Consider the following 12,464-nt stretch of genomic DNA (forward strand, 5'->3'; position numbering starts at 1 on the left):
CAGTTCACTCAATTACGTCCTCAGGAAAAATGCATCCCGGCTTGGATCTGGCAAAAGTATCGGCTGCGGCCTTGATCGAATGCAGATCATTGAGGGCAGGCAAATGACTTTTGGTCAGGCGACTATTGGCAGACAGACCCACAGTCCCAAGATTGGCAAGGTTTGCACTCGCATTACCCGAGATCGTGGCGGCGTACACAGAGGGAACTGGTAGTTCGAACAGACACTGTATCGTTGAAATGTCGCGGGACGTGATATCGTAATCCTCGCCGTCCCTCAGAACAACAATTTGTGGTCCAATCTCAGGAGCCGACAAGCGGCCTACTAAATCACCTCGGGCTGTATACAAGTCAGTTTGTGCCATGTTGATTTGCCTAACGGCTACCCAGAAATGACCTGTTGTCGCTGGACGCCAAGGCCCTGAATTCCCAGTTCAATACTGTCACCCGGCTTGAGATACGTTTCGGGTATTTGCCCCATGCCCACGCCCGGAGGTGTACCGGTTGAAATCAAATCACCGGGTTGCAACGACATGAACTGCGAAAGATGCGAAACAATGGTCGCAACCCCAAAATGCATTGTATTAGTGGAGCCGTCTTGAAAACGATGGCCGTTGACTTCGAGATACATCGGCAAATCTTGCGGGTTGGCGATTTCGTCTTTGGTTACCAGCCAAGGTCCGATCGGGCCAAAAGTATCTGCCGATTTGCCTTTGACCCATTGACCTGACCGATGCAATTGAAAGTCGCGTTCCGACAGGTCATTTACGACGCAGTATCCTGCTACGTATTCCAGTGCTTCTTCTTCAGAAACATATTTGGCTTGTTTCCCGATAACGACGCCCAATTCGACCTCCCAATCGGTTTTGATCGAACCGCGCGGGATTTCGATTATGTCATCGGGTCCGACAATAGCTGAGGTCGCTTTGAAGAAAACCACGGGTTCGTCGGGCAAAGACATGCCACTTTCGGCGGCGTGATCTGCGTAGTTCAGGCCAATGCAGATGAATTTCCCGACATTTCCAACGCAAGGGCCCAGTCTTGGATCACCGTCCACCAGCGGAAGTGTCTCATGATCAAGGGCGCGAATTTTGTTCAAGCCTTCATCATTTAACGCATCGCCAGAAATGTCGCTGATCCAATGGGACAGGTCACGAATGGCACCGTTGTCGTCCAGCAAGCCAGGTTTCTCGGCGCCGGCGGGGCCAAAACGTAATAGTTTCATATCGTTATCCTCTTCGATCAGATGGTCCAGCCGCCATCTATGGCAAATGGCTGACCGGATGTGTATTTGCTGGTGTCGCTAGCAAGATACAGTGCGAGATCGGCGATCTCGTCGGCTGAGCCGATCCGGCCCATCGGTTGTCGTGCTATGAAATCTGTCATTGCTTGTTCGTAGTCCCCAGTCGCTCGCAACCGATCGTGCAGGCTGGGGCTGTCAACCGTGCCAGGGCAAATGGCGTTACAGCGGATCCCTTTTGTAACAAAATCGGCAGCGACTGATTTGGTGATGCCGATCACGGCAGCTTTCGATGCACAATAGGCAAAGCGGTTCGGTACGCCTTTCAACGAAGACGCAACCGAAGACATATTGATTATCGATCCGCCACCATTTTCGATCATGTTGGGCAGGACCAGTTGGATCAAACGATACATGGCTTTGACATTCAGGTCGAAGCTGAAATCCCAATCCTGTTCGGAACAATCAAGAACCGATCCACTCGCAACGTAACCGGCGCAGTTAAACAGCACGTCAAGAGCGGGCATATCAGCTACAGCAGCCGTAACTGCCGCGCCATCGGTGACATCGAGTTTGAGTGGATCAATTCCTTCTATTTCACTCAATTCGGCCAGCGTCGCGTCATTGATATCGCTCGCGATAACGTTTGCGCCTTCGGAAGCAAACAGCTCGGCTGATGCGCGGCCGATACCCTGGCCAGCCGCGGTAATCAGGATGCGCTTTCCTTCCAAACGGTTCGTAGGTCTGTACTTTTTCATCATTCAATCCGTATGAAATACTTGTTCCATCATTGCCCATTGCTCACCTTCTTTTCGCGAGGCAAGCGGTGACTGACAGGGATCGGTTTGGGTCCACCATTCCTGAGTTTTGGGGTCCTTGGCCATCTCGGCCATATCTGCAGCAAAGTCCGTACCGTGATACTCCCAGTATCCAAAAAGAACATTTTCCGGTTCTCGCAGGAATATGGTGTAATTGCGGATATTGCTGTGCTGGATCTGTTTCAGAACCTCAGGCCAGGCGTTGGCGTGTAGGCGTTTGTACTCATCTATCATCTCGGGTTTGATCCCGATCATCATTCCCATCCGTTGCACGTGTCGAACTCCTCTCACGCTGCGTCTTTGACGTTGTGCGAGATCAGCTCCATGGCCTTGATGGCATCCCAATCCCAATCGATTCCCAGCCCGGGAGCCTCGGATGGAATGCCGTGCCCGTCTATCATTTGCATGCCAGATTTGGTCACACTGTCCAATTGGGGGATATGCTCAAGCCAGGTGGCGTTTGACACAGCACATACCAAAGGAAGATGAAGTTCCATCAGAAAATGGGGGCAAACGGCGATGTTGAACGCTTCGGCCATGTGTGCTGTTTTCAGCCACGGGGTGATGCCCCCGATCCGGGCGACATCCACCTGAATGATCGAAGCTGCGCCCGTTTGCATGTAGTCCTTGAATTGGCTGATCGAGTACATGCTTTCACCAACCGCTATAGGAACGCTGGTATGTCGGGCAAGTTCAACATGTGCCGAGACATCATCCGCTTTGATGGGTTCTTCAAACCACGCAATGTTCAGTTCTTCCAGCATGCGTGCACAGCGGATTGATTCCGACAGGCTAAAGCTCTGGTTCCCGTCGGTCATAATTTCGAAGTCATTGCCCACGGCCTTACGCACTGCCTCCAATCTGGCTCGATCCTGCGCAATTAGTTCCGAGCCGACTTTGATTTTGGAACCTTTGAAACCTTCCTCCTTTGCCGCGAGCGCGTTTTCAACAAGTTCTGATGTTGAATAATGTAGCCAACCACCTTCTGTCGTGTAGAGGCGCATTTTGTCTTTCGCCCCCCCGGCGGCCTTCCACAAGGGCATGCCCTTCTTGCAGCAGTTCAAGTCCCAAAGTGCCGTATCGATCGCAGCCAGTGCTAGCGATGTAATTGCGCCGACCGCTGTTGCATGAGTGAGGTATAGAAGCTCACGCCAGATCTGTTCAAAACGCTCGGAATCTTTTCCTATCAAGGCGGGCGCAAGCGTTCTTTCCAGCAGGGCAACGACCGAGGGTCCACCGGTGCCGATCGTGTAGGTGTAACCGACCCCTTTCGCGCCGTCGCTGTCATGCACAATGACAATCGGGGTTTCCTGACTTACAAAGGACTGGATCGCATCGACCCGTTTAACCTTTGGCACCAGATCGATCATCTTGATCTCTACATGGGTAATTTTCGCCATTTCAGTTGCTCCGGATCACTTGGGTGGTTTGAGCGTCGAAGATGTGTGCTTTTTCAAGCGCCAATCGGCAGGTCATTGTTTCGCCTGACGTAACGGGGCGCGGGTTCAGCATCTTACATTGGATTTCAGTGCTCGCGAGCGTCGCAAATAACAAAGTCTCCGTTCCAAGAGGTTCTGAAAGATCGATCCTGAGGGCGATGTCCGCAGTCTCGCCCTCGTCAGATACGCCGTGACCCACAGGGCTCAGATTATCTGCCCTGAAACCATATTTGACCTTCTGGCCCGGCTGCACACTTTCCCGCGGCGACGAAGGTATCGGGAGTTCCTGACCATCGATAAGCCGAACAGTTCTGTTTTCTGTTACCACCCCATCCAGCAAATTCATCGGTGGTGACCCGATGAATGTCGCAACAAAGGTGTTCACGGGCGCGTTAAACAACTCTAACGGCGTGCCAACCTGTACGATATGGCCATCACGCATCAGAACGATCCGATCAGCAAGCGTCATGGCTTCGACCTGATCATGGGTCACGTAGATGATCGTATTCCCGACTTTCTGATGCAGTTTTTTGATTTCCACGCGCATTTGCGTGCGCAGCTTTGCATCGAGGTTGGAGAGAGGCTCGTCAAACAAAAATACGTCCGGATGCCGAACGATGGCACGACCCATGGCGACACGCTGGCGTTGACCACCGGACAGAGCGGCTGGTTTGCGGTCCATCAACTCTTCTAGGCCAAGAATTGCAGCCGCTTCGTTAACCGCTGATGTAATCTCGCTTTCAGGGCGTTTTGCGATATGCAGCGAAAAACCTAGGTTCTCGCGGACGCTCATATGTGGATAAAGGGCATAATTCTGAAACACCATCGAGATGTTACGCTCGCGTGGGGGCAGATCGTTCACGACCCGCCCGCCGATCGTGACCTCGCCACCTGAAATATCTTCAAGCCCGGCGATCATCCGCAGCGTCGTGGATTTGCCACAACCCGACGGCCCGACCAACACCACAAATTCACCGTCACGAATTTCAAGATCAATGCCGTGAACCGCCTGATGTTCCCCATAGCGTTTGATCACATTGGAAAGGGTAACTTCTGTCATTCTATTATCCTTTGACGCCGCCGAAGGTCAGGCCGGCTATCAGGTGTTTCTGGACGATAAAGGTAAGGATCAGCGCGGGTAGGATCATAAGAACCGCTAAGGCACACATGCCGCCCCAGTTGATGGTGAATTCGGCAGTGAAATCCAGCAAGCCGACCGGCATGGTCTTTGAGCCCACTGACCGAGTCAGTTGCGACGCTAGCGCAAACTCGTTCCACGAGGTCAGGAAGGCAAAGATCGCAGCCGAGGCAACACCCGAGCGGGCCACCGGAAACTCGACTTTCCAGAAGGCCTGCCAACGGGTGCACCCATCGATCTCGGCCGCCTCGTGCAGCTCTTTGGGGATTTGCCGGAAGAACCCGTCGGTCAACCAAATGGTAAAAGGCACGTTCATTGCGACATATACGAGGATCAGCCCGAAATGGGTGTCGATGATTCCAACCTTGGCAAATACGATGAACAAGGGCAGGGAAAGGGCCACTCCGGGAACTGCTCGAAACAGCATGAGGCCAACGAAATAACCTGACTTTCCGGAGAATTTGTAACGCGCAAATGCATAACCGCCAGACATTCCTATAAGAACTGCAATTCCCGTCGAAGTAACCGAGATCACGATCGAGTTCCAAAGATACGAGAAGACAGGGACCCCGCCCTGACCTGCGCCTCCGAACATTGCTCGATAGTGGTCAAGCGTGAAGCTCGGGTTCCACACCGGTGGTTTCGCCATGATTTCGACCGTGGGCCGGAAGCTGTTCAGGATGATCCAGAGCCCGGGAATGCAGATTATGGACATCACGAGAAAGAGGCCGACGAAATGCAGGCCCTTTAGCATGCGGCGGCGGTTTCGATGAGCTTGGTTGCGATCCATCGATTACGCCCCCATTCCCAGTTCAGCACGCGCCGCGCTGAGTTTGCGGAAGAAATAGATCGTGAAGGCGATCGAAAGCAGGATCGAGACATAGCCCATAGCATTGGCCAGACCCATCTTCGCATCCACATAGCCCGTGCGGCTCATTAATGTCCAAAGAAGCTCAGTCCGGCGCGCGGGGCCACCTCCGGTCATGATCTGCACGATGTCATAGGCCCGCGCCACATCCAAAGATCGGATTGTCATCGCGATATAGATAAATGGCATCAGGAACGGCAGGGTAATGTGTCGGAAGCTCTGCCATGGCGTACAACCGTCAACCTTAGCCGCTTCCAGCGGATCACGCGGCATTGCGAACAACCCAGCGAGGATGAGTATTGCAAAGACGGATGTGCTCATCCAGATCTCGGCAAAAAGGATCGAGAACATTGCCAGTTTTCCGTCAACCAACCACGGCAACGCAGCGTCGGATCCAAGAGATTGCAGGACATTGTTAACCAGGCCGACATTGTCGTTGAAGATGAACTTGAACTGAAAGCCCACAAGAATGGGCGAGAACATCATCGGGAACATCAGAACCGTTCTCAGCGTTCTCTGACCCCAGGTTACCTTGTTAACCATCAGCGCAATTACAAGACCAAAGACGAGCTCGAGGTTCAATGCAATGGTCAGAAATAGGATGGTACGCCCGAAGGCGGCCCAGAATTTCCAATCTGTTAGGATACGTTCATAATTTCTTTCGCCGATCCACGTCCAAAGCGTTGATGGCCGTGTCAATTTGTAGGGCGTGAAGCTGGAGTATAGCGAAAAGATAAGCGGGATGAGCACAACTGCCGCGATAACTAAGAACGCAGGAATTAGCAGAACAAACCACTCGGGAATGCGGCGGCGCATTTCGACCCTCAATCTGTCTGAATTCAGGTCAGGCGGGGACTACGCCCCGCCTGATTGTTACAGGGAAGCTCAGTAGTAGCCTGCATCTTGCATCAGTTCGTCAACCTCTGCAGCTGCGTCATCCAACGCTTGCTGAGCAGTTTTGTCACCTACAATAGCTGCTTGCAGTTCAGGGAACACAATATTCGTAGTTTCCCCCCATTCCGGGATCGGGGGAACGGCGAATGAATGCTTGGCCCCTTCAGCAAAGGCCGCAAGTGCTTCGGCGCGGAAGGCATCGTCACCGTTGGCTGCTGTTTCCAGATTTGCGTTCCAGACTGCTGTGCGGGTTGGAAGTGAGCCACCTGAGGACTCGGCCAGTTGGCTTTCTTCACTTGTAAGATACATCACAAATGAAGCCGCCGCCTCCTTGTTCGCGCAGTCGTTCGTTACCGAGAAACCGTGCAGGCCCGCCCAGCCCGTGCGTTTCGCAGAACCCATGGGTTGCACCGCAACGCCTACATTGCCCGCAGCTTTCGATGATTCAGGGTCATTGAAGAATCCTGCCCAGCCTGGCCAATCCAGATTTAGAGCGATCGTGCCGGAAGCAAAGCCTTGCCCGAGATCGTCCCAGACATAGGATGTGGTGCCCGCTGGTACGGCATTGGTCTGATACAGATCAACAAACCATTGCAACGCGCGAACGCCTTCCTCGGAGTTGAACGCAGGTGAATAGTCATCGTTCAAGTATTGACCGCCCTCGGCGATCAGCATTTCATAGAAACGTCCGACGACGCCTTCATCCTTGCCAGCGTACTGGGTGCCATAGAAGTTAGGCGGGTCAGCAAAGAAGATTGCCTGATCTTTGACCTGCTCCCATGTTTCCGGCACCGCCAGGTCATAACCGTATTCAGCTTTGAATTCGGCCGCCTTTTCCGGATCGGTGTAATTCGATTTGAGATAATAGAGCACCGACACGTCGAACTGGGCGCGTGGCAGCATCAGCAACTCACCGCCAACTGTTGCGGCACCGATGTTGCCGGGAACGAACTCGGCTACAATATCCGATGAAACCAAGGCATTCAAATCGGTATAGAGCCCCTCATATTGTGGGGCAAATGAGCTGTGGTTTGAGCCGACGCACCAATCGGTCGTGCCGGCTGCCATGTCAGATTTGATTTCGCGGTCGATTTCAAAGTGGCTCTTTTTTGAAAGGATATTGACCTTCGCTCCGGTCAATGCCTCCCAGTCCGCGATGCGCCCATATAGCGCCTCGTACTGTTGGCCGCCGATGAGTTTGGCGTCGATCGTTACGCCTGGAAAGCTTCCATAATCTTGCGCCGCAGCCGATTCTGATACGGCGACAAGCGCGGTACAAGCAACCAAGCTGTTGAAAAGTACGGACTTCACTGTTTCTCCTCCCATTTTTGCAACACCAGAGCTCTGATAGAAACTCCAATTGCGCTTAAATATAAAACTTGGTTTCAAATAAAAATCAACACTTGTTTTTTGGAGAGTGATCAGCAAAGACTGAATGCATGAAAGAACAATCGAATTCCGCGCCTGCCCAGGCCGAAGCCAAATATCGTGCGCCTGCCCTGGAAAAGGGTCTGGAGATTTTGGAGCTTCTTTCGACCAGCCAGGAACCTTTGACCCAGACGGAAATCGCGCGCGCCTTAGGGCGTTCAAAGAATGAAATCTTCCGAATGCTCGCCACACTTGTGCAGCATGGGTATGTGTCAAAGACTCAATCCGGTGATGGATACAGCCTTAGCCTGAAACTATTTGCTACGGCCCAACGATATTCCCCGATTGCTCGCTTGTTAGAGGTTGCGACACCCCTGCTGCGGCGCGTTACCAAGCGGGTCTGGCAATCCTGCCAGATTGGTATGGAAAGTGGAGGCAATATCGTCATCGTTTCGTCGGTCGAGGCGCCGGGGCACTGGGGACTGGCCATTCGAACCGGTTCGGTTATTGGGTTGTGGAACACTGGCACGGGCAGGGTTCTGGCAGCGTTTCGACCGGACGATGAGATTGAAGAATTATTGGAACAGCATCGGCTCGCAGTGGGTGAGCCGCCATTGGACAGAGAAAAGTTTTTTGAAGAATTGAGAGTAATTCGGCAATCGGGATTCTATCGGGGTGTTTCAGATACTACGATCGGAGTAACGAACCTGAGTTTTCCGATTTTTAACCCTTCAGGTGAAATCGTAGCGGCGTTGAGCTGTCCTTACCTCGAGCGTGTCGACAATCTGAGAACGGCGACGATAGATGAAACCGAACAGGTCTTTGCCGAAATAGCAGAACAACTGACAAATTACTTCCTCGGCAATGCGATACAGGATGATCACGGTCTATGAGCAATTCGCGGTTTCCGACACGCAGTTTGTTGAATGGGCGCTTGAATCTGCCCGTGCTAGGATTTGGCGGCGCGCCACTTGGCGGGTTGTTGCGTGCAAATGACAACAACGCCGCAATGGATATGCTGGCCAATACCTGGGGATGTGGATATCGGTACTATGATACCGCTCCATTCTACGGTTTTGGTCGGTCTGAGCGCGCGATAGGGGATGCGTTGCGTGGGCGGGATTATATCCTGTCAACGAAGGTGGGGCGTCTTCTTGAATTCGGGATGCATGACGACCCTGCCGGGCTGGGTTGGCCAGACCCGCTGCCGTTCACTCCAAGGTTTGACTATGGCTATGACGCGATCATGCGATCATTTGAAGACAGTTTGCAAAGGTTGGGGCTGGATCGGATTGATATTCTATTTGTGCATGATATCGGCGAATTCACGCACGGGGCCGAAGAAAATAATAAGCACTTCAAAGATTTATGTGATGGAGGCTACCGTGCACTGGACGAACTTCGCAGCAGTGGAGCAATCAAGGCCATTGGACTTGGGGTCAACGAAATCGCGATATGCCGCGAGGCCTTTGCGGTAGGAGATTGGGATATATTCCTCCTTGCGGGCCGCTATACGCTTTTGGAGCAAATGGCACTGGATAAACTTCTGCCCGAGTGTATGGCCGCCGAAACGTCGATCATTGTAGGTGGGCCTTACAATTCCGGCGCTCTCGTGGGTGGCGATACATGGAATTATGAAGCAATTCCGGTGGATGTCGCCTCAAAGATCGCGCGATTGCACGATAGCGCACGGGACCATAATGTCTCGCTTTCTGCTGCGGCATTACAGTTTCCCTTGGCCCATCCAGCGGTCGTTTCTGTCATCCCAGGTCTGCGAGACACGAGTGAACTGGAGGACACCATGAGGTGGGCCGACGAAGACATTCCGAGTGCCTTTTGGCATGACTTGCGTGCCAGAGGTCTATTGCACGAAGCAGCACCAATCCCTGAAACAAATCCATATAGGGGTCAATAATTCATGCGAATTGACGCCCATCAACATTTCTGGACGACACAGCGCACAGATTACGGATGGCTTACACCTGATCTAGGTGACATTTATCGTGACTTTCTTCCACCAGATCTGGAACCCTTATTGGAGTCTGCGGAAATCGGGGGCACGATTTTGGTGCAAGCAGCTCCCACAGTCGCCGAAACAGAGTTCCTGTTGGGTCTTGCAGAGCAGGTAGACTTTATCAAAGGAGTCGTCGGTTGGGTCGATTTCGAAGGCTCGGAAATGGCGGTGACTTTGGGGCATCTGGCGCAGAGCCCGAAATTTGTAGGCGTCCGACCAATGATTCAGGATATTCCAGACCCCGAATGGATGCTTGGTGAAGCGCTGACACCCGCTTATGAGGCAATAACAGCGGATGACCTTACATTTGACGCATTGACACTACCTGGTCAGCTGAAGCCTTTGCGAGAACTTCTGTCACGCCACCCAAAGATGCGGGTGGTTATTGATCACTGCTCAAAGCCTTTTATACGGGATGGTATAGTATCAGGCTGGGCGGAAGACATGGCTGCGTTGGCTGTGGACACGGATGCCTATTGCAAGCTGTCAGGCCTTGTGACCGAAGCAAAACCTGATTGGTCCGTGGATGATTTACGCCCTTATGTTTCTCATTTGTTGGACACATTTGGCCCAAGTCGATTGATATGGGGTAGCGATTGGCCAGTTTGTACTTTGGCCAGCACCTACGCGCGTTGGCTCGAGGCAACAGATTCTTTGCTATCAGAGCTTAATACCGAGGAAAAAAGCGCGATCATGGGCGGAAATGCCAAGGAGGCATATCGGTTGATGGACACTTGATAGGTCGTCTGAAATTTGACGGGTTCATAACGAAGTTTCTTTCATCATCAGAGGCAGCGTAGCTGTTGTAACCGGACCAACATTTTTGCTGGTCGGATTGGAGATCCAATTCTTGCGGCATAGCGAAAATGCCCTCAGGACGCATCGATATTTTTAAAAAATGCCATTGTTCAGTTTGTTTGAGGGTAACTGATGATCGAAATATAACGTGCTGGCAGATTCACCAATCTTTCTGGTCCGTGTGGAGCGTCGGCGTCGAAAAACAGTGTGTCGCCAGCTTTCAGCGGATAGATCTGATCCCCATGGCGATAATCTACTTCGCCCTCAAGCATGTAAATTGTTTCGATCCCGCCGTGTTGAAATGTCGGAAAAATGTCGGATTTGGCAGTGAGCGTGATCAAATACGGCTCCACGATTACGCCCGATCCGTTCGCACCCAAGTGTCCCAGTAAGTTATATTGGTGATTGGCGCGTGTCCCTTCGCGTCCAAGCTCCACCCCTTCTCCGGCTTTTGTGTGGACGGCTTCTCGGCGTTCTTCGAACTGTCGGAAAAACTTGTCAGCGGCACCGACAACGCATCTGCCAGCAATTGCAGGGTCGTCAATGAAGGAGAGGTGTTGCCGTTTTCGATTTTCGACAACATGCCGATCGACAAACCGGTTAATTGGGCCAAGTAGGCAACAGTGATGTTTTGCTGTTTGCGAAAGGCCCGAACTTCGCGCCCGATCGCAACTTCTAACACCTTCTCTCGTTCGCCTGCCCGAAAGGAATGCGGATTTTGCGTCAGATTGGTAGGCATTTCGGTGTCGCGATTTTCTGTTCTGGACATTCAGCCTATTGCTATACTTGAGTTGCCTGTTTCTGCAAACATGTACCGTGCATCGCAACTTCCATACGGGCTAACATATCAACAATATATTCTGATAGTGAAAATATCATGCTGGCTGAAAAAACAATCGAGTTGGGCATTTTGCTATTTGATGGGTTTCCGATGGCGTGTTTGACCTCGGTGATTGAACCCCTGCGGGCAGCAAACGAGATAGCGGGACAGGAGGCTTTTTGCTGGCATCTGGTTTCTGAGGCAGGGCAGAAAGTCAGGTCCAGCGCCAATGTCGGGTTCGAGGCCGACCGGCCTCTATCTGATTGTCAATCCATCGATATCCTCTTCATGCTCAGCAGTCCCGTCGCCGGGTTCCGGGACCCAAAGCAGGGCAATGGTGCATTGCGCGCGCTCGCGCGACATGGAGCAGTTCTTGGGGGTATCAGTGGTGGCGTTTTCCCTTTGGTCCGCTCAGGGGTCATGACTGGGTGTCCGGTTTCCGTACATTGGTGCTATGAGGCTGCTTTTGAGGCCGAGTTTCCAGATATCGAGGCTCGGCGCGAGGTGATTGTATCTGGTGCCAATCGTTATACCGCGGCAGGGGCAGCCGCAGCCTTTGATCTGGCTCTGCATCTGATCCAAGATCGATTGGGTAGTGAGGTCGCGCATGAAGTGGCTTGCTGGTTCCAGCACCCGATGATGCGTGGAACGAGTGTAAAACAACAGGTTCCGAATGTCCGTCAATCGGATTCCGGTGACAGATTGCCGCCACTTGTTACCAAATCGATCGAGTTGTTCGCGGGCAGCGTCGGTCAGCCGATTTCGATCACCGAGGTCGCGCGTCAAACGGGTGTCACTCCGCGTCAGATCGAACGCGCATTCAAGCTGGCCACCGGACAAAGCCCCAGCCATTATTTTCGCGCGATGCGTATGAAGGCGGCGCGGCAGATGGTGGTGTATACAAAAGACCCAATCTCTGAAATTGCGGCAGCAGTCGGATATAGTTCTGTCGCACCGTTGGTGACTCATTATCGCGCGGCCTTCGGCTTGAGCCCAAGCGAGGACCGCCGTCGGATTAACCGCTTTCGAGTTGAGGATAATGCTCCGCTGCCCTCAAGCTGAACTGCG

At 52.6% G+C, this 12,464-nt stretch carries 13 protein-coding genes and 1 pseudogene; 4 read left to right on the forward strand and 10 right to left on the reverse strand.

Annotated elements, in window-relative coordinates:
- Positions 1 to 4: 4 nt before the first annotated feature.
- The 9 genes from ACRZ91_RS19400 to ACRZ91_RS19440 form a co-directional block, all read right to left on the reverse strand.
- The gene (locus ACRZ91_RS19400; RefSeq protein WP_480907934.1) at positions 5 to 364 is read right to left on the reverse strand and encodes a hypothetical protein; all 360 of its coding nucleotides are present in this window, start codon (positions 362 to 364) and stop codon (positions 5 to 7) included.
- 17 nt (positions 365 to 381) lie between these two features.
- A complete protein-coding gene (locus tag ACRZ91_RS19405; protein WP_480907936.1) occupies positions 382 to 1,224 on the reverse strand; it encodes a fumarylacetoacetate hydrolase family protein in 843 nt (280 codons plus the stop codon).
- 17 nt (positions 1,225 to 1,241) lie between these two features.
- Positions 1,242 to 2,000: an SDR family oxidoreductase gene (locus ACRZ91_RS19410; protein WP_480907938.1), complete on the reverse strand. Its 759-nt coding sequence runs from the start codon at positions 1,998 to 2,000 to the stop codon at positions 1,242 to 1,244.
- On the reverse strand, positions 2,001 to 2,321 hold the full coding sequence (locus tag ACRZ91_RS19415) for an L-rhamnose mutarotase (protein ID WP_480907982.1): 321 nt from the start codon (positions 2,319 to 2,321) through the stop codon (positions 2,001 to 2,003).
- A gap of 23 nt (positions 2,322 to 2,344) precedes the next feature.
- Positions 2,345 to 3,457, reverse strand: coding sequence for a mandelate racemase/muconate lactonizing enzyme family protein (locus ACRZ91_RS19420; protein ID WP_480907940.1), 1,113 nt, complete (start codon positions 3,455 to 3,457; stop codon positions 2,345 to 2,347).
- A gap of 1 nt (position 3,458) precedes the next feature.
- Positions 3,459 to 4,556 (reverse strand): ABC transporter ATP-binding protein, encoded by a 1,098-nt coding sequence (locus tag ACRZ91_RS19425; protein ID WP_480907941.1) that lies wholly within the window; start codon positions 4,554 to 4,556, stop codon positions 3,459 to 3,461.
- Positions 4,557 to 4,560: 4 nt separating this feature from the next.
- Entirely contained in the window at positions 4,561 to 5,424 is an 864-nt protein-coding gene (locus ACRZ91_RS19430) for a carbohydrate ABC transporter permease (RefSeq protein WP_010441261.1), read from the reverse strand.
- Between the two features lie 3 nt (positions 5,425 to 5,427).
- Positions 5,428 to 6,318 carry a carbohydrate ABC transporter permease gene (locus ACRZ91_RS19435; RefSeq protein ID WP_480907944.1) on the reverse strand — a complete coding sequence of 297 codons (891 nt, stop codon included), beginning with the start codon at positions 6,316 to 6,318 and terminating at the stop codon, positions 5,428 to 5,430.
- Positions 6,319 to 6,387: 69 nt separating this feature from the next.
- On the reverse strand, positions 6,388 to 7,707 hold the full coding sequence (locus ACRZ91_RS19440) for an extracellular solute-binding protein (protein ID WP_480907946.1): 1,320 nt from the start codon (positions 7,705 to 7,707) through the stop codon (positions 6,388 to 6,390).
- Positions 7,708 to 7,835: 128 nt separating this feature from the next.
- Here ACRZ91_RS19440 and ACRZ91_RS19445 point away from each other — a divergent pair, with 128 nt between their 5' ends.
- Genes ACRZ91_RS19445 through ACRZ91_RS19455 form a run of 3 tightly spaced genes read left to right on the forward strand, consistent with a single transcriptional unit; the run spans position 7,836 to position 10,516 of the window.
- A complete protein-coding gene (locus tag ACRZ91_RS19445; protein WP_480907948.1) occupies positions 7,836 to 8,657 on the forward strand; it encodes an IclR family transcriptional regulator in 822 nt (273 codons plus the stop codon).
- A complete protein-coding gene (locus tag ACRZ91_RS19450; RefSeq protein ID WP_480907949.1) occupies positions 8,654 to 9,679 on the forward strand; it encodes an aldo/keto reductase in 1,026 nt (341 codons plus the stop codon). Before ACRZ91_RS19445 ends, ACRZ91_RS19450 begins: the two co-directional genes overlap by 4 nt.
- Positions 9,680 to 9,682: 3 nt before the next feature.
- On the forward strand, positions 9,683 to 10,516 hold the full coding sequence (locus tag ACRZ91_RS19455; protein ID WP_480907951.1) for an amidohydrolase family protein: 834 nt from the start codon (positions 9,683 to 9,685) through the stop codon (positions 10,514 to 10,516).
- A 170-nt stretch (positions 10,517 to 10,686) separates the two neighbouring features.
- Here ACRZ91_RS19455 and ACRZ91_RS19460 read toward each other — a convergent pair.
- Positions 10,687 to 11,315: pseudogene (locus ACRZ91_RS19460) on the reverse strand (helix-turn-helix domain-containing protein).
- A 138-nt stretch (positions 11,316 to 11,453) separates the two neighbouring features.
- On the opposite strand from ACRZ91_RS19460, the gene ACRZ91_RS19465 reads away from it, so the two are divergent.
- Positions 11,454 to 12,458 carry a GlxA family transcriptional regulator gene (locus ACRZ91_RS19465; RefSeq protein WP_480907953.1) on the forward strand — a complete coding sequence of 335 codons (1,005 nt, stop codon included), beginning with the start codon at positions 11,454 to 11,456 and terminating at the stop codon, positions 12,456 to 12,458.
- The last annotated feature ends 6 nt before the right edge of the window (positions 12,459 to 12,464 follow it).

The sequence above is a fragment of the Ruegeria sp. O11 genome (assembly GCF_056535285.1).